The 17,335-nt window shown below is 53.6% G+C and carries 14 protein-coding genes and 1 pseudogene; 4 read left to right on the forward strand and 11 right to left on the reverse strand.

The genetic code is table 11. The features are described 5' to 3' along the window. The 9 genes and pseudogenes from ACR0NW_RS02545 to ACR0NW_RS02585 all read right to left on the reverse strand — a co-directional run bounded on the left by ACR0NW_RS02545 (position 1) and on the right by ACR0NW_RS02585 (position 9,430). Positions 1-1,014, reverse strand: a complete 1,014-nt coding sequence (locus ACR0NW_RS02545; RefSeq protein ID WP_480449017.1) for a branched-chain amino acid ABC transporter permease — start codon at positions 1,012-1,014, stop codon at positions 1-3. 172 nt (positions 1,015-1,186) lie between these two features. Next, on the reverse strand, positions 1,187-2,011 hold the full coding sequence (locus ACR0NW_RS02550; protein ID WP_480449015.1) for a helix-turn-helix transcriptional regulator: 825 nt from the start codon (positions 2,009-2,011) through the stop codon (positions 1,187-1,189). A 188-nt stretch (positions 2,012-2,199) separates the two neighbouring features. Next, a complete protein-coding gene (locus tag ACR0NW_RS02555) occupies positions 2,200-3,462 on the reverse strand; it encodes an ABC transporter substrate-binding protein (RefSeq protein ID WP_480449014.1) in 1,263 nt (420 codons plus the stop codon). Positions 3,463-3,872: 410 nt separating this feature from the next. Beyond that, the gene (locus ACR0NW_RS02560; protein ID WP_480449013.1) at positions 3,873-5,201 is read right to left on the reverse strand and encodes an alpha/beta fold hydrolase; all 1,329 of its coding nucleotides are present in this window, start codon (positions 5,199-5,201) and stop codon (positions 3,873-3,875) included. 131 nt (positions 5,202-5,332) lie between these two features. Continuing rightward, positions 5,333-5,530: pseudogene (locus ACR0NW_RS02565) on the reverse strand (DDE-type integrase/transposase/recombinase); the annotation flags it as partial. Positions 5,531-5,622: 92 nt separating this feature from the next. Next, complete coding sequence (locus ACR0NW_RS02570; RefSeq protein WP_170650606.1) at positions 5,623-6,075, reverse strand: GNAT family N-acetyltransferase; 453 nt, start codon at positions 6,073-6,075, stop codon at positions 5,623-5,625. A gap of 53 nt (positions 6,076-6,128) precedes the next feature. Further along, positions 6,129-8,195, reverse strand: a complete 2,067-nt coding sequence (locus ACR0NW_RS02575) for an oxidoreductase (RefSeq protein WP_480449012.1) — start codon at positions 8,193-8,195, stop codon at positions 6,129-6,131. 75 nt (positions 8,196-8,270) lie between these two features. Further along, the gene (locus tag ACR0NW_RS02580; protein ID WP_480449011.1) at positions 8,271-8,939 is read right to left on the reverse strand and encodes a TetR/AcrR family transcriptional regulator; all 669 of its coding nucleotides are present in this window, start codon (positions 8,937-8,939) and stop codon (positions 8,271-8,273) included. A 173-nt stretch (positions 8,940-9,112) separates the two neighbouring features. Then, positions 9,113-9,430: a DUF6614 family protein gene (locus tag ACR0NW_RS02585; protein WP_480449010.1), complete on the reverse strand. Its 318-nt coding sequence runs from the start codon at positions 9,428-9,430 to the stop codon at positions 9,113-9,115. Between the two features lie 90 nt (positions 9,431-9,520). On the opposite strand from ACR0NW_RS02585, the gene ACR0NW_RS02590 reads away from it, so the two are divergent. After that, the gene (locus tag ACR0NW_RS02590) at positions 9,521-10,813 is read left to right on the forward strand and encodes an NAD(P)/FAD-dependent oxidoreductase (RefSeq protein ID WP_480449009.1); all 1,293 of its coding nucleotides are present in this window, start codon (positions 9,521-9,523) and stop codon (positions 10,811-10,813) included. 21 nt (positions 10,814-10,834) lie between these two features. Here ACR0NW_RS02590 and ACR0NW_RS02595 read toward each other — a convergent pair whose 3' ends face one another. Together ACR0NW_RS02595 and ACR0NW_RS02600 are read right to left on the reverse strand one after the other, a co-directional pair. Next, on the reverse strand, positions 10,835-12,187 hold the full coding sequence (locus ACR0NW_RS02595) for an MATE family efflux transporter (protein WP_480449008.1): 1,353 nt from the start codon (positions 12,185-12,187) through the stop codon (positions 10,835-10,837). A 27-nt stretch (positions 12,188-12,214) separates the two neighbouring features. Continuing rightward, positions 12,215-12,853, reverse strand: a complete 639-nt coding sequence (locus ACR0NW_RS02600; RefSeq protein WP_480449007.1) for a TetR family transcriptional regulator C-terminal domain-containing protein — start codon at positions 12,851-12,853, stop codon at positions 12,215-12,217. Positions 12,854-12,992: 139 nt separating this feature from the next. Here ACR0NW_RS02600 and ACR0NW_RS02605 point away from each other — a divergent pair, with 139 nt between their 5' ends. The 3 genes from ACR0NW_RS02605 to ACR0NW_RS02615 are packed head-to-tail and all read left to right on the forward strand — an operon-like array spanning position 12,993 to position 17,331. Beyond that, entirely contained in the window at positions 12,993-14,630 is a 1,638-nt protein-coding gene (locus tag ACR0NW_RS02605) for a phytoene desaturase family protein (RefSeq protein WP_480791499.1), read from the forward strand. Then, positions 14,627-16,159 carry a phytoene desaturase family protein gene (locus tag ACR0NW_RS02610; protein WP_480449005.1) on the forward strand — a complete coding sequence of 511 codons (1,533 nt, stop codon included), beginning with the start codon at positions 14,627-14,629 and terminating at the stop codon, positions 16,157-16,159. Before ACR0NW_RS02605 ends, ACR0NW_RS02610 begins: the two co-directional genes overlap by 4 nt. Continuing rightward, positions 16,156-17,331: an aminomethyl transferase family protein gene (locus tag ACR0NW_RS02615; RefSeq protein ID WP_480449004.1), complete on the forward strand. Its 1,176-nt coding sequence runs from the start codon at positions 16,156-16,158 to the stop codon at positions 17,329-17,331. The genes ACR0NW_RS02610 and ACR0NW_RS02615 overlap by 4 nt, the downstream gene beginning before the upstream one ends. Positions 17,332-17,335 lie beyond the last annotated feature (4 nt).

A 17,335-nucleotide genomic window follows, 5' to 3' on the forward strand; every position in this document is an offset into this window, starting at 1 on the left:
TCAGCCCTTCCCCATGAGGCCTTGGGGCCTGAAAGCCAGCACCAGAACCATGATCAGGAAAGTCAGAACGACCGCATAGGTCGGCATGTAAACCGAGCCGAATTGTTCGGCCAATCCCACAAGCAAAGCGCCAAGCGCAGCGCCAGGAATTGAGCCCATGCCCCCAACGATCACCACCACCAGCGAAGAAAGCAGGAAACGGGTGTCCTCTCCCGGGGCCATCGACTGGAATGTCCCGCCTACGACACCGGCCATCCCCGCGAGGCCTGCACCAAATGCAAAGACACAGATGAAAACCAACTGTACACGGACACCTGACGCCGACAGCATCTCGCGATCGTCAACACCTGCGCGCACATACATTCCGATACGGGTGCGGTTCAGGATGAGCCACATCCCAAGACCGATCACGACCGCAGCAAGAAGTATGGCCAGACGCACGGCCGGATACTTAAGGAAGATCGGAGCACCCGTAGAGCGCTTCACTCCAGTTTGGATGAAAGTCTCAATCGGACCAGACAGCATATCTGGCGCAAGGATTTGGTAAAAATCGCCGCCCCAAACCCACAGCATCAAGTCCGCCAGAACGATCGAAATGCCGATGGTGATCAGGGTCTGTTGCAAGTCCTGCCCATCAAGGTGCCGGAACACGAGGACCTGAAGGACCAGGCCAAGACATGCGATGGCCAAAAAGGCAGCCGGGAAAGCCAGTAACCAAGAACCGGTCAGGGTTGCCACTTCGTAACCTATGTACCCCCCCAGAAGATACAAAGACCCATGTGCAAGGTTCACATTGCGCATCAAGCCAAAAATCAACGTGAATCCTGATGCGACGAGGAAATAAAGTGCGCCCAGGGTAATGCCGTTCAATAGAGCATTCACAAAGACTTTCTTCTTGCCGATTACTGCAATGAGTTCCGGCGGCCAGATGGCAAAGATCAGCCACAAAAGAACGAAGGCCGCGACCGCTAAAATCGCCGACCAGATCGGGTGCCTATTCCAGAACGCGCTCATCCCGCGCTCCGGCCATGCACAATCCACCCCTCACCTTTCATCCGGCGTTCCTCCCAAGTCTAAGCTTTGACTTAGGATCGCAGATTCAGGTCGATTTGGATTTACCGCACAGTCTCATGAGATAACCGCCACTCCGAAATTCCAGTCCGGAATTCCAGGTTGGCGCCCCGAATCAGATGAAGGACGCCACCCGCCGATAGTGCGAGGGAGCCAGCCCCACGTTCGACGAAAAGAACCGGGAAAAACTGGCCTGCGAGGAAAACCCCAGGTGCTCAGCGATCGAATTTATCGTCTTGCTCTGATCGGACAGATCACTCAACGCAGTCTCGACTCGCAGCGTGTTGAGATACAGGTTCGGCGTCAGACCCGTCTGCTGCTTGAATAGCTTGTAGAAATGCGGCCTCGACAATCCGGATTCATGCGCAATGCCATCCAGGATCATGGTTTCCCCAATGCCTTCTCGCATGAGCTGAATGGCCCGCCGGACCCGAAAATCCGAAACTGCTATCAGTTCGATCCCTCGATCCAGCGCTTCAGCTTGTTTCCAGGACTCATCGTAACACTCTTGAGTAAGCTCATAGAGATAACCGTCAATCAAATCAGTCTCTTCGTTTAGAAACAGAAGATTGATCAGCTTGTTTACATAGCCAGCAATCTTTGCGGTCCGATAAAAGAAATTGCTGCCGAACTGTAGGCCCGGTCGCGGATTCCGGGCAATCTCAGAATACCAGATGGGCTTGATGTAGAGCACAAGGAACATCGACGGTGTTCCCAATTCACTAGGCGAAAAAGAGTGTGGCTGCCATGGTGAACACGCGACAACGGTTTCAGGGTTCAACTCGTATGGCGTCTCCATGACCGGCATTTGCGAAAAGGGGCCGTCCACGTAGAAAGTCAGGTGCCCCTCGCGGTGCGCGTGAGTCACCATCGGATCTCTGAGATTGTAAATTGCAACACGACCAAACGGGCCGTGATAAACAGCAACTGCATCTCCCATAAATCAGCCCTCCCCTGGCTGCTTTATCAGATTTTGAGACCAATTCGGGCCTAAAAATCCACATTTTGCAAGTTTCCCGTTTTCTCACGATTTCCAAACTTGCCAAAATGCAAGCCGTCACCCCCGGGTTTTTCGGGGGTGACGGATACGGAATCTAGGTAGATCCCTTGCGATTTTGTTGGCCCGGATCAGAACCACTTCTTGCAGACTGGTGTTTCCCTGCTGGGTGTGCCGATTTCGGCCGAGAAGACTTCCGGATCCAGTCCCAAGGTCTGGGATACACCGTCGATCTTGGCCACCAGCTGGGTTGCCAGCTCGCCATTACCGACCTCGACAACCTCGGTGACAAAGTTAGAACCTATGGCCTGTCGATTCTGATCAAGGGTGATCTTGCCGTTCGGCGCGTCTAACTCCAGATCCATCAGAGCCTGACGGAACGCTGCGTGGCCATCCGACAGATCACCATTCACGGCCTCAAGTGCCTGGATCATGGCATTGGTTGAGTTGTAGTAACCTGTTGCCAGCAACGAGGGCGACGGGAAGCGTTTTTCCGGCGGCCATGCGTCCTGATAATCCTTCACAAATGCCTGCCATTTGGGATCATCCCAAGTGTCGGCCTGCGGACCAGAAGATGGGGTGCCAATCAGAACTTCCTTGGCGCGCCCCTTCGAGCTCAGAACCGTGCCATCAACCATGATGGTGCCGCCAATCAGATTGGCATCGCCACCTGCCTGAAGGTACTGATTCAGGAAGTTGACTGCGTCACCGCCGCCAAGACCCAGATAGATCGCATCCACATCGTCCGGCAGCGCCGCAATGATCGATGCAAAGTCTTTGGTTCCAAGCGGCACCCAAAGGCGTTCCGTGATCTCACCACCGGCGGAACAGAAGTCCATCGCGAAACCAAGAAGGTTCGTATAGCCAAAGGAATAGTCTTCGGCCACGGTCGCGACCACTTCCCATCCCTTTTCATTAAAAACGTAGCTTCCCAGCCCCATGCCCCACTGAGCACCATCCATGTTGAACCGGAAGAAGTTCTCCGAAGGCTCAACCATCGTGGTTTCTTGAGCCCCGGAAATCCCGTTGATGAACGTCACCTGAGGCTGGGTTTTGGAATAGTCCCTAAGGGCGATCCCTTCCGAACCTGAAAGCGGTCCGACAACGATGTCCACGCCATCTTGCTCAACAACCTTGCGCGCAGCGCGAAGTGCGCTCTCAGGGCTGGCATCCGTCGCTCCGATGAATATCTCAAGGTCGCGTCCAGCAATCTTGTGCCCCGCTTGTTCCAAGGCCAGCTCAAAGCCGCGTTTACTGTCCTCACCCAGTATTGTGTAAGTACCTTCAAGGGTCGCCAGAAAACCAATTTTTAAGGTTTCCGCCAACGCCGACCCCGCGACCATCTGCACTGCAAATGCGGTCGTTGCTGCGAGCATGCTTACTCTTAACTTCATTGTCTCCTCCCATATGCGTCTCCACAGAATCCAAGCCGCTATGAGCGCTCAGAAATGCCGGGTTAGGATGACAGTTCATGGGTGTTTGGCCATTTTCCGATTTAAGCCCATTTAACTCAGGGTCTCATTTTTGTCTGGAAATGCATGTCAGCTTTAGACACTTGGATCTGCGCCCGGCAAGTGCACATAGACGCTCCAGGGGCTCGTCGCTGACCTGCTAGCCCGCATCTCTCAGCAATGTAGAGAAAGGCACCCGAATACCGATCATAGCCTCAATGACCGCTGTGCGGACAAACCTACCGTTCGAAAGAAGATCCGAATGTCCTATGTGCTTCCGTTTGCTGCTTTTCAAGTTCTGCTAGTTTCGTGCCACAACCAGGCATCAAAAAGGAGACACCCTCGGGAGATGTTCAAATGCCAATGGTAAATAGCGGCCATTCGCCTTCAACCCCCTTGAGGCTATAGCTACCTTTTTCATTGAACTGGAATTTTGATCCGACCACTAAGTCCCTGACGGTACGTGAGGCCCAGATTTCATTTGATTTCGCCTGCTCCAACACCCTTGCCGCAATGTGGACAGCAACACCTCGAACGTCACCGTCTTTCAGCTCGACTTCTCCAGTATGAATACCTGACCGGAGTTCAATTCCCAATCGTTCCATGTGTGAATTCACCGCAAATGCGCAATCGATGGCACGAGCAGGGCCGTCAAATGATGCCAGAAATCCATCACCCGTGTTTTTTGCGATCTGTCCTTGAAACCGGTTGATCTCGGTCCGCATCACCGTGTTGTGACGATCCAGGAGATTTGTCCAGCGGCGATCTCCCATTTCTGTTGCATGTCTGGTTGAGTCCACAATATCGGTGAATAGGACCGTTGCCAGCACGCGGTCAGGTTCCGTAACAGGTCGCTCTCCGGTTAGAAATTCCTGAACTTCATCCACAATCGAATCTGAGTCGCCAACCCACCACAAATGGTCGTCCCCATCCAGTTCGACGAACTTTGCCGATGGAATGTGTTGCGCAAGATACCGCCCCTCCTCTGGGTGAACTGCCTGATCTCCCGAGCGGTGGAGGACGAGCGTGGGCAAATGAACCGTTGGCAAAATATCCCGAACATCGATCTGTAAATTCATGCGGAACACATTGATGGCGGCGCTGGGACTCGCACCCAATCGCAAGTATTTGGCCCACCACTGCTGAAAGATCGGATCATCGGCCACCGTAGGTGCCCAAAATTCGATGCCAATCGGGCCACCCCATTCGTTTCGCAAACCTTCTAACCAATCATCCGTTTCTTTGCCCAATTTCTCGGCCCAAGGATAATCAGGAGCCCAGGAACCTTTTGCGATACTACCGTACAAGATCAAAGCAGACGTGCGCTCGGGATACGTTGCAGAGAACAGAATACTCATTGGGCCGCCCTCAGAGATCCCCCAAAGTGCCGCTCTTTTGGAGCCAACCGCATCCATCACTGCCCGAACGTCATCCATCCGTTGTTCTAAAGTAGGAATTCCTGAAATTCGGTCGGAAAGCCCTGTGCCCCGCTTATCGAACAAAATTAGCCGAGAAAAAGACGCCAGACGTTGGAGAAACCGACTAAAGGCCGGATCTTCCCAAGTCTGCTCAAGATGAGAGATGAACCCCGGCACGATCAGCAGATCAAGCGGCCCGGACCCTACAACTTGATAAGCAATGCTTACTTCGCCACTTTGCGTAAATTTTGTTTCAGGTTGCATTCGCCTGGTCGCCCTTCCGTCCCTAACGTGCCGCGTCCTGCAAAGCTTCTCTGTAGGGAATGCTATCGCGATGAGGGCCTCAAATCCAGCTAGCTAAGGACTAACTAGGCATCCGGATGGGCTGCCCGTCCTTTGTTTTTTAGTGCACCCAATTGTCTGAACGTAGCGTTAGTAGATGCAAAACGGTCGGTCACGATCTCATCGGTACACCTATGGCGCTTCATTAACTTCTTGAGGAATTTCGGTGCTGCAGCTTTGTTTCGGCGTTTGGTGACAACGACTTCCAGCACCTCGCCTTCGTGATCAACATCCCGCCAAAGATAATGCCGCCCGCTTGCACCTGAAACCATCATCCCGATGGATTGCAGGTCGACGGTGCACTAACAATCAATTTGGGCCAGTCAGATGAGGCTGCTCACGGTCATTCATCTTTTTCATAAACAATAAATGGCGTTCTTTTAGCCACTTTGTCGTACAGAACTCGACCTGGGTAGTTGAATTCTTGAGTTGTCCAGTAGGTAGTTGGAACACCGTGCTGCTTGGCGATCTGAAAAACAGACTCGATTAGAGCTCGACCAACACCTTTTCCCCTGACCTGCGGATCAGTGAAAAGATCCATAAGATAACACGTATCCTCCACCGACCACATGAACCTATGGTAAAGGTAGTGCGCTAATCCAACCGGTTTTCCTTCTAACTCAGCGATGAGACAATTGTATTCACCTGCATCCGTCGACAGCAACCTGTTGAATGAAACCTCATAGACTTCCTCTGAGACAGAAGTCTCGTAGAAATCCAAATATGCCGTCCATAAGCGGCGCCACTCATCGTTATCTTTCAATTCAAGGGGACGGATAACTAGGCCTTCCGGCATGGATGATTTCTCCTGCTTTTTTGAGAGCGTACCGCAGATATCCCAGAGCGCAGTCAAATGTGTTGCTGGCCGACGTCTACACGATCATGTTTAAGTGGAATGTCCTCATCCACTGCATCGTCCAATTCCTGGGCGTATCGATGGCCTGCATAAACCGCTGCTGCAACAATCGCAGGAGCATCGCAATCTCCAATGCGACGAAGACTGAACTGCAAGTCCTCAGGACTCTTTTGGCCCAGTATTCCCCTGTAAAGACTATCATTTGGCTTCCGGGCAGTAACCATGACAATATTGGCAACTGGAACGGACACACTTGGCCCGCCATAGGTGCACTCTAACTCCGCGATTTCGCCATCAAATTGGTTAATCGACTTTGACGGCAGGACCTCGACCCCTAAGCGAAGCAAATGAGTTCGGATGCGCCAACGTTCGGACGTTTTTCCCGCCCACTCAGAAACACTGTCAGACGGCGTGACCAGCGTGACGGCATGTCCCTGCGCTCTGATTTTTTCAGCAATAACGCTGGCCATATAGTAGCCATCGCCATCAAAAACGAGCGTTGGTCCAACGGGAAGCTTTCCATCCATGATGTCATCGGGGGTGAAAACGCGAGTTAGAGCGACTCCTTCTGCGACCGGGACGAAACGTTCTTCGTCAAAATACTCCTTTCGCCAAGTCGCGCCGGTCGCAATTGCAACGTGGTCAGCCTCAACAGCCAAGACATCGTCTACTGCCAGAGGACTTTCACGGTAGATTTCAACGTTGGGCATCTCAATCAATTGCTGTTCACGGTAGTCTTTGACGCGAATGTATTCGCTCATGCCGGGCAAAGCCGCTTCGCGCGCTACCCGGCCGCCCAACTCGCGAGAGGCTTCTGCCAACAGGACATCATACCCACGCACACCAAGTGCCCTTGCTGCCTCCAGTCCGGCAGCCCCGGCCCCGACGATCAGAACGCGCGCGTCTGAAGATTTCGTTCGGATGATTTCAGGGTGCCAGCCTTTGCGCCACTCCTCCCCCATTGTTGGGTTCTGAGTGCATCGGATCGGCACCCCGATCGAGTCGCTGGCGTAACAGACATTGCATCCGATACATTCGCGGATCGCTGACAAGCGTCCTTCTTCGATCTTCCTTGGAAGGTAAGGATCAGCAATCGACGGGCGCGCTGCTCCAATGAAATCAGTAATCCCCCGCCTGACTTGCGAGACCATGGTATCAGGTGACGTGAAGCGACCAACAGTCACGACAGGCTTATCCGTCACGGACTTGACCCAATGCATATAGGGTTCAAGAGCTGCTTCCTTGGCAAAACGGGACACACCCATCTCGACCGAGTAATCTGCGATGTTGATATCCCATAAATCCGGAAGATCAGAGAGCATCTCAAACATTTCTCGTCGTTCACCATAGATGGGCTGGCCATCCTCGCCGATCTCTTCGTCTGCCGAGAAGCGGACAGCCACGGCGCACCGATCCCCAACGGCGTCTTTGGTTTCCTGAATCAGTTCTCGGGTCAGACGCACCCTGTTTTCCAACGTGCCGCCATATTCGTCAGTACGTGTGTTCACCCGCGGATGCAGAAAGTTCGATATCAAGTATCCGTGCGTTGCGTAAACATAGACAACGTCAAATCCCGCGTCTCGCGCCCTCAAAGCCGCCTTTCGGTGCCAGCGGCGTAGATCCCGGATGTCCTGCTTGTCCATTGCGCGGGTCTGAAAGGGGTGTCCTTTCGTGTTTGGTCGGCTGTCGACATCCATGCTCGGCAACCGGGAAAACAAGTTGTTCGAGTTAACGCCTCCGTACCATAGTTCAGCGCCTGCAAGGCTGCCGTGTTCGTGCACCGCGTCCGTCATCAGCGCGTGTGCCCGAACGTCGCTGTCATCCCAAAGCGACGCGTAGGGATGCGGCAGGTCGTCAGAAGAGGGATGGATTGAGTTGTATTCCGTGCATATGACACCCCATCCACCTTGCGCCTTCACTTTGCGCATCGCGGCAAGTGTACGGGGGTATTGCCAACCCATGCCGGTACAGTGCGGAACCTGATAGAACCGATTTGGTGCGGTGACTGGTCCGATTTGCACTGGCTCGAAAAGGATGTCGTAGCGAGGGTCCCTGCTCATTTTTTTGCCCTTAGTTAGCTGCGCTGTGCACAGGCTCGTCCTGTCTGGATAACCGGAAATTATACCCGCTCTGTTTCAACCACCGTGTTTGAACTCAGGCATTCGAAAGTGATCCGGATAGACCTTGGATAGGAAGGCGACGATGTGATCTCGGGCTTCGGGACGTCGAAAATTTTCCGGATAGGTCAAAAGCTCCAACCAGATTCCGTCGTAAAGAGCTTCCAGGACATTGGCGACTTGCCTTGGCGGCATGTCGTCGTATCCACCGTCCTCAGCAATTTCGGAACACAGGCGTAGCGCAATGTTGTAGCGCTCCTGATCGATGTCATTGATCAGGCTGCGGTAAACTTTGCGCCGCCCTGCCTCTCCAAAAAACGCGAACCAAACGGCTAGCTTCTTTGGAGTGCAAATCTGCGGGTGAAAGTGCGCATCGACAATAGCCAACAGCTTTTCAGGCGCCGACAATCCCGCATTGTCAAAGGCTTCCAGCCACTGCTCGTGATGTTCCTTTGCTAGAAACAGCAGCGTTTCCTCCAGCAAGTTCCGTTTGCTTTTGAAGTGGAAGTTGACGATGCCCAGCGACAAGCCGGCTATCTCGGTCACGGTGGACATGGTCGTTCCACCAATTCCGTTTTGGGCGATCGAGTCGATTGTTGCGTCGATGAGTTGTTGACGCCTCACCTCTTTGGACTCGGTGCGCCGCCGCCCTTCAGGCTTTGTTTTTTCGATTGGCGATTGTCTCACCGGAATGCATCCCATCTGCTAAAGCACTTCATCGGTCGTGCCTGGCCCCACAGCCAAACTTCTCCAGCGAGTGCGCATTTGACATCTAACGGAAATATGACATTGATTGAACAATCATTCAATGATGAAGAGAAAATAGTGTGAAAGCAACCCGGATGTTCGCAATCATCGATCTAGAGTTCCGACCAAAAAGTGAAAACTGGGTCATGCACCAAAGAAATAACACTGCGATGCAAAGCTCCCAGAGGCTCAATGCGATCTTCAATGGCGGCCCAAGCAGTGTCGGCCTGCAATTGATCCCTGAATTCGATAACTGCCATAAGCGTATGGTTGCGCTGCTCGTCGGTATCGTAACCACTTTCGGTGATACGTTTACACAAAGGCGTCCCTTTCGTGGCCAGACCTGTCTCGACCAAATGTTCGACAAACGCATTCCAAGCCTGTTCGAACGCGTCAAGCTCGACGGTTGGTTTCAATTCGAATTGGTTCAAAAGTCTCGGCATTCTTCACATACTGACCGGAAAGATATCACCAGCCAAACCTATGCAATTCCCCCCGCAAGGCAAGCGCGAGGCCACTAGATGATCCGTAACGAAAACCCAGTCATCGCAAATAGCCTGTGGTCTGCAACCGCAAGCTATTCTGCAGAATACCCGCAGCTCGTTGGCGAACAGCAATCTGACGTGACCGTGATTGGCGCCGGGTTCACCGGACTTTCGGCAGCACTTCATCTGGCCGAGCAAGGCGTCAAAGTTGTTGTTATCGATGCCCAGCATCCGGGCTGGGGAGCTTCTGGACGCAATGGCGGTCAGATCAATGTGGGCCTCAAGGATGGACCGACAGGCATCAAAACCAAATTTGGTGATCACTGGGGAAACAGAATGATCCGAATGGCCGGTAACGCTGCGGATCTTGTGTTCGACTTAATCGCTCGACACGACATTGAGTGTGACGCAAAACGCCCAGGCTGGCTGCGCGCTGCTCATACTCACAAAACACTGAGTGAATTACACAAACTAGCTGAGGATTGGGACAACCACGGCGGGGGTATGATCCAGCTTGATCAGGGCGAAATGCAGCGTCTGACCGGGACCACGGCTTACCTTGGTGGCGTACTGGATCGCCGCAGCGGTGTTTTACACCCACTGAATTATGCGCTTGGGCTGGCTGAAGCAGGTCGCCGCAACGGCGTGAAAATCTTCGGCGAAACGCCCGCCAACCAGATAATATCAGAGGCCGGGCGCCTTCGGGTTGAAACTCCCAAAGGAGCTGTCACTTCAGACAAAGTGCTGATTTGTACGAACGGCTACTCTGGAGATCTGCACCCGCGCTTGGCTCAGTCAGTTTTGCCCGTTCGGTCAGTTCAGGTTGCTACCTCGCCTTTGTCCGACAATATACGCCAAACAATTCTGCCAGAAGGCAACGCTTTGTCAGACGCCCGACGCCTACTTCTGTACTTCAGGCAAGACGCGGAAGGTCGCTTTCTGATGGGAGGTCGCGGCACCTACAACGACAATTCCACTCTCAAACAAATTGAGCGTTTGAAACGCATCTCTGTTGAACTTTTCCCCCAGTTGTCCGGAGTTCAGTGGGAATACGAATGGGGTGGCTTTGTCGCTTTGACAAAAGATCATTATCCACACCTGCACGAGCTCGCTCCGGGGATTATGACAGGTTTGGGATACAATGGGCGCGGTGTTGCAATCGCAACGGCAATGGGGCGCGTCCTCGCCAAATGGGCTACAGGAACCAAAGCGGACGAGCTGGAATTTCCGGCCACCCCCCTCAAACCACTACCTTTTTCGTTCGCGAAAGAAACTCTTGTGGAAGCAGAAATCCTACGCCTCAAACTCTTAGACAAGTTGGGCCTTTAGTAAGCTAGCAAACAGCGTCGCCTAGCGGTTTTTGGAGAAAAAGCGATAGGTCAACGCGATAGCCGCCAAAGAGAGACCTGAGCCGTACCCAATCCAAACTCCATTGGGGCCGAACCCAAGCCAAAAGCCCAGCGCATATCCAAGCGGCAATGCAAAAACCCAATAGGCAATCAGGGTAATGGCAACAGGAACGTGATTGTCCATCATGCCTCGGAAAGCGCCCAGCATTGTCCCTTGCACACCATCTGCAATCTGCATTGCTGCAATCACAAGGAACATCGATATCGCGAGAGAAACAACCTTTGGGTCATCTGAAAGGCTATTGGCCAAAGGCGCGCGGCCTATCAAAATACCAGCAACGACAACAGCCATCCAACCAACAACGACCATCAGCGACGCCAACACAATCGGCTTGAGCCTTTCTTTTTCATCGGCACCAATTGCCTGAGCTACTCGTATCGAAATCGCAATCGAAACGCCCAAGGGCACCATGTAAATGACGTCGCTGACCGCAGAAACGATTTGATGCGCAGCCAGCGCGGCTGCGCTGAACCAACCGAGCATAAGGCCAGCTACTGCGTAAGCTGCCCCCTCCCCCAGGTAACCGACGGAAATAATGAACCCTTCTTTGATCTGCGCCTTAACCTCGGACCAATCAAAACCTGCGGCCTTTAGGAAACCCTTCTTCCTTCTCCACGCGCACAAAATCACGAATGCCACAATTAACGGCACCATCTGAGACAGCAGACTTGCGATCCCGGCGCCGACGAGACCCAGACCCGGCCAACCAGCAATTCCGTGGATCAAAACATAGTTTGAAGGGATGTTGAATCCGACTGCAAGGAACGCGAGGCCAACCCCAATCCACGGGCGATTCATGGCGTCAAAGAGCGCTTTCAAAGCATAGAAAACCGTGAAGGGCACCAAAAGGAGGCTCATCGCAATCCAGTAGCCGCCAATCAGACTGACCACTTCGGGCGGCTGTCCAATCCAGGAAAGGGCGGGCTTGAGGCAGATCATTACAGCAGCGCCAACGACACCAACGACCAAGGAAACAAAAATCCCAGCGCTTGTGGCCGATGCCAGCCCTCGGTCACTTGTTTTCCCAAAGGCTTCAGCCATTCGCACACCAATTGCGGACACAAAGCCGTACAGCGCCGAGTAGAAAATGATCAGTACCGAGGCTGTGATCGAGACCGCCGCGAGAGGAAGTGTTCCCAACGGGGCCACCATCACGGTGTCAACGACGCCAATCAAAGCAGCTGCAGCAAGAGAGATAACTATCGGCAAAGCAAGACGCGCAAGGTAGCGCGCCTCATTTAAGATGACGCCCCAAGATGGCCGAGGCTGCTGTGATATCCGCACTCGCGTCATATTGTTGGGCCCTTCAGTCGCAATTGACTAAGCCGTATCCCCAAGTAATTCCGGAACCAGGCGAACGAGGCACCCCCAAGCAGCCTGTTCCGCCTGCTTTCGGCTCAGGCCTTGAGGAGCAAGATGCAAGCGCTGCCAATAGCCATCCGTCAATGTCTCCATCCATTCAGCCATTTGATCTGGTGAAGCAACGTCATCGTCGGACAGCAGTTCATTCCAGATTACACGCAAGGTCTCTCTTCGACGTGTTTCGAAATGCTCGGCAACTTCATCGTACTGCAGTTGAAATCGCAGCTCGCCCCAAAATGCATACCAAAGGGGCAAGACACCCGGACCACATGCATCAGGGTGGAAATCAGCTTTTATCAGAGCCCTTATCTTTTCGGCTGGCTTATCCCCTGCTCGCTCTAAAGAAGCTGTCCAGTGGTCTTCATAGCGCTGGTAAAGGTCACGCAAAGCTTCGGTCAGTAGACCGAGCTTCGACTTAAAGTAAAAAGCCGCAACACCCTGAGAAAGCTCAGCTTCAGACGCGACCGTTGCGAGCGTCGTTTTTGCCAACCCATGCGCCAATATAGAGCGGCAAGCTGCGTCCAGCAGCTGTCGGCGACGACGATCTGCGTTCTCCTTCCGCTCTTTGCGGGGGCGTTTACGCTCTGCTTCGACCAATTGCCGCTCCTCCTACGAATACAGCCATCTACAGCGCGCAAAAAACATGCGTCAATAGCTTGAAATTTATTTGAGCGCTCAAATAAACTTTACGAACCCGCACCTGATCTGTAAACGAGAGAGAAAGGGATGGATAAATTTGACGGTTGAGAACAGATACGACGTGATTGTGGCTGGTGCTGGTCACAACGGACTGACTGCCGCCGCCTATTTGGCGCGCGCTGGCATGAGTGTTTTGGTGGTCGAGAAGAACGACTGGATTGGAGGCGCTGCAGTCAGCCGGTCGCTGCACGAGGGATGGACGTACTCGAATTGCTCGTACGTCTGTTCCCTTCTCAGGCGCGAGATCGCCCGGGACCTCGAGCTACCAAAATACGGGCTTCAGGTTATTCCCTACGAGGGCGGCGCGAGCTTCACGCGCGACGGAGATTACTTCGCCTATTATTCCGATCACAACGCCCTTAAGCGTGAGATGGCGCGTCATTCTGCACGAGATGCCGACGCCTATCGCGGCTATTCGCAAGCCATTATGCGGCAATGCCGTTTTATCCGTCCATTTCTGCTTCGAGACGCACCGGACCCGGCTTCGCTCCACCCACGCGATCTCGGCGAACTGGCTTACCTCGTAAAAAAGGCACATGGGCTGGGAAGTCGGGAACTCGGTGAAACGCTGAAATTCTGGACAATGTCCATTGGTGACTTTCTGGATGAGCATTTCGAAAACGACCTGATCAAGGCCCATTTGGCTGGCTCCGGTATTATCGGCACCGGCCTCGGGGTGTATTCCCCCGGTACGGCCTATGTGCTGCTGCACCACTACATGGGTGACATTGATGGCGGCATCGGTGCCTGGGGTTTCGCGCGCGGTGGAATGGGCGCAATTTCAAATGCCATTGCAGCCTCTTTCAAAGATCACGGGGGTACGATCCACACAGGTTCGGGGATCGAGAAAATCCTCAGCAAAGATGGGCGCGTTGAAGGCGTCGCTCTTGAGGACGGCAAGGTTTTTTATGCCCCCGTCGTCGCATCCAATATGGATATCAAACGCACTATTCTGCATCACGTTGACATGGCTGAGTTGCCGGATGACTTCACCAAGGCGGTTCGAAACTTCAAAATTCGTGGCTCGTCGGCGAAACTCAACATAGCCCTTGACCGCTTTCCAAATTTTCCAGCTGCACCCGAGCACACCAGCTTCCTAAGGGGCGATTTGCATGTGTCACAGAGCCTCTTAGAACTTGAAAAGGCTTATGATGATTGGAAAGTCGGGCGCTGGTCTGAAAAGCCCTATATCGACATGCTAATCCCTAGCCAGATTGATCCGACTATGGCGCCGACAGGTGCCCACATGATGACCGTTTTTGTCCAATATGCTCCTTATGATTTGGAAGTCGACGGCGTTAGATCAGCAGAGAATTGGGACGAAAAGCAGCGCAGTGCGATGGCAGAAACTGTACTCGACCAGATGTCTGTGGCCTGTCCTGACATTCGTGAGCGCGTTGTTCATATGGAAGTTCGCTCACCGATGGAGATCGAACGCGAGGTAGGTCTGACGGAGGGCAACATCTTCCAAGGCGAACTGACGTTTGATCAGCTTTTCTTCAATCGGCCGGTCCCGGGTTGGTCGCAGTACAGTCTACCTATCAAAGGACTTTATCTGTGCGGCTCGTCCGCCCATCCAGGCGGAGGGGTTATGGGGGCACCCGGTGCAAACGCTGCCCGCGCAATTCTTAGGAAAGAAACACGGCATGGCCGAATGACGGGGTATGCCGCATGAGCCAATTTGATGCGATTGTCATTGGCGGCGGTGTAAACGGCTTGATTGCTGGAGCACTCCTCGGTCAACGCGGCAAGAATGTCTGTATCATTGAGAAATCCAACAGGTTTGGAGGCATGGCTTCTTATTCTGTGGACGGCGGCCCAACTCTCGCCCAATCACTATACAACCTGAGCCCGCAGGTTTTGAGTGACATCGGCTTAGATCCTCAACACCCTGTATTGTCCAGCGAACCCGTGTCCACGGTCTCTCTGTCTGAGGATGGACGGCACATAGTCTTCAGGAACGAAGGCGTCTATTGGAGCGACGGAACAAAACACCCGAAATCCAACGCCTGGTCCGATCTGACACAGCAGTTGATTACGTATGGAGGCCTTTTGCGTCAACTCGCCGAGGCCCCACCGCCCGGCGGTCAAAAAGCTATCCTTTCGCGGGGCGGACTAAATGAGTTTTTGCGCCTGGCAAAGCTGGGCATCGGCCTGAAAAAGCTTGGCAAATCTGAAATGCGGCGTTTCCTACAGGCCGTCTTATCTAATGTCCACGACATTATCCTGGATGACTTGCCGGAAGGGCCGGTGGCTGGAATACTTGCTGCTGATGCAATCTGGGGGTCAGCCACCGGTCCGCGATCTCCGGGCACCGTGTTCAATCTGATTTATCGGCTGGGTCACGGAGGTAACATCACCCAACCGGCAGGTGGGATGTCTGCGCTGACCGATTTGATGGTCGAAGCGGCACAAAAGGCGGGGTGCGTGCTGATGCCGGAAACTGAGGTTTCCCGCATTCTGTTGGACGAGGATGCAGTCTCTGGCGTTGTAACGACTGATGGGAGAACTTTGACCGCACCCATTGTGCTCAGCAACCTTGCCCCAAGACTAACATGCCGAATGACCGGACCCTCTGCTTTTGACATCGAAACGATGCGGCGAGTTCGAAATATTCGGGCTCGTGGAACAGCGGCTAAGGTCAACCTACGGCTTAAGGACGGCTCCTCCCTGCCCGGCCTGCCTAACGAACTAGCCCACGAACGTCTGATCTATGCCCCTTCTGTTGAGTACGTCGAAGCTGCGTTTAATCCAGCCAAGTATCGTCAAATGTCTAAAGCACCAGTGATTGAAGCCTTCAAAATGCAGACAGCCGATGGGGCAAGCTGGCTGTCAACCATAGTGCAATATGCGCCATCTGACCTTGAAGGCGGCTGGACCGAGACTGCCAAGGAACAGCTTGCCCAAATCACAGTTGAAACTCTTAGCCGTGCCCTGCCCGGCTTGGGTGATCAAATCGCAGGCAAACAGGTCATAACACCGGATCAAATCGAAAGTGCGACCGGAGCGCCAGGGGGCCACTGGCACCATGCGGAAATGTCTTTGGATCAGCTGCTGACACTTCGGCCCGCGAACGGGATGGCCAGATACTCCATGGGGCCGAAAGGGCTGTTCCAATGCGGTGCAGCAACGCACCCCGGTGGTGATGTCATGGGTCTCGCTGGTCGCAACGCGGCGCTGGCAGCGCTGGAGGCTCAACCATGAGCATCTTTACCGATCCGAAACTCGGCTTGATACCCGGGCCGTTTCACAAAAAACTTGAAGAGCAAAATCGCGCGCAAAATTGGTACGATTGGGCGGGTTATGCCGCCCCGGGTGTGCTGGACAGTGTCGAGTTCGAGTACTTCGCCCTGCGCAATCAGGCGTCCTTGTTCGACATCTCACCAATGCACAAGTACCGATTGACCGGGCCGGACACGACCGCGATGCTCAATCGCCTCGTGACACGGGACGTCCGAAAAATCGGCGTGGGTCGCGTGGGGTACGCAATCTGGTGTGATGAAGAGGGGATGGTCATCGATGACGGGACTCTTTTCCATCTTGGCGACAACGATTGGCGCCTTTGCTGTCAGGAACAAATGCTGACATGGTTACTAGACGCAGCATGGGGTTTTGACGTTTCAGTAATCGACGAGACTCACAGTGTTTCTGGTCTTTCGTTGCAGGGTCCGACGTCCTATGCAGTTTTGGAAGCCGCCGGGTTAGATGTCAGCAAGCTGAAGCCATTCGATCTAATCCAGACGGACCCTGGCCTCATGATTTCGCGGACGGGTTTTACCGGTGATTTAGGTTACGAACTCTGGTGCGATTGGGACAAGGCAGAAGTGCTTTGGGACAGGATTTGGAAAGGTGGCGCACATCAGGGACTACGCGCCATTGGGTACGAAGCTGTAAATTTGGCCCGCATCGAAGCAGGATTTCTGACTGCAGGCGTGGATTTCCAACCAGTTCATGCGACCGAGCGGTTGCACCGAGGCCAAACACCCTTTGAACTCGGCTTGGGTCGGCTAGTCGACTTCGACAAAGGTCATTTCAATGGCCGACGAGAGCTGCTGTCCAAGCGAGAAACTCCGAGAAGCCTCCTCATGCGTTTCGATGTCGAAGGATTCAAACCCTCGGAAGGATCATTGATCTACAACCGGCGCAAAAAAGAAGTTGGGCACATAACGTCCGGAATATGGTCACCGACCGCCAAACGCAACATCGCGTTGGCGCATGTCCGTATGCCGGATGCAGACCGGTCATCCGGCTTAAAGGCGGAAATTTACACTCTGCAAGAAGGCAAATGGGACACCAGAATGGCGCGCCTTACACCTGTCACCACAGCCTTTTTTGCACCGCCCCGCGCACGTGCTACGCCACCGGCCCGCACCTAAAGGA

It is taken from the genome of Ruegeria sp. CF5, assembly GCF_056537325.1.

Excerpts from the sequence above, each read along its gene's own strand:
- ACR0NW_RS02615 (WP_480449004.1), top strand. The coding sequence starts at position 16,156 with ATGAGCATCTTTACCGATCCGAAACTCGGCTTGATACCCGGGCCGTTT.
- ACR0NW_RS02570 (WP_170650606.1), bottom strand. The coding sequence starts at position 6,075 with ATGCCGGAAGGCCTAGTTATCCGTCCCCTTGAATTGAAAGATAACGAT.
- ACR0NW_RS02560 (WP_480449013.1), bottom strand. The coding sequence starts at position 5,201 with ATGCAACCTGAAACAAAATTTACGCAAAGTGGCGAAGTAAGCATTGCT.
- ACR0NW_RS02595 (WP_480449008.1), bottom strand. The coding sequence starts at position 12,187 with ATGACGCGAGTGCGGATATCACAGCAGCCTCGGCCATCTTGGGGCGTC.
- ACR0NW_RS02545 (WP_480449017.1), bottom strand. The coding sequence starts at position 1,014 with ATGAGCGCGTTCTGGAATAGGCACCCGATCTGGTCGGCGATTTTAGCG.
- ACR0NW_RS02550 (WP_480449015.1), bottom strand. The coding sequence starts at position 2,011 with ATGGGAGATGCAGTTGCTGTTTATCACGGCCCGTTTGGTCGTGTTGCA.
- ACR0NW_RS02590 (WP_480449009.1), top strand. The coding sequence starts at position 9,521 with ATGATCCGTAACGAAAACCCAGTCATCGCAAATAGCCTGTGGTCTGCA.
- ACR0NW_RS02555 (WP_480449014.1), bottom strand. The coding sequence starts at position 3,462 with ATGAAGTTAAGAGTAAGCATGCTCGCAGCAACGACCGCATTTGCAGTG.
- ACR0NW_RS02610 (WP_480449005.1), top strand. The coding sequence starts at position 14,627 with ATGAGCCAATTTGATGCGATTGTCATTGGCGGCGGTGTAAACGGCTTG.
- ACR0NW_RS02575 (WP_480449012.1), bottom strand. The coding sequence starts at position 8,195 with ATGAGCAGGGACCCTCGCTACGACATCCTTTTCGAGCCAGTGCAAATC.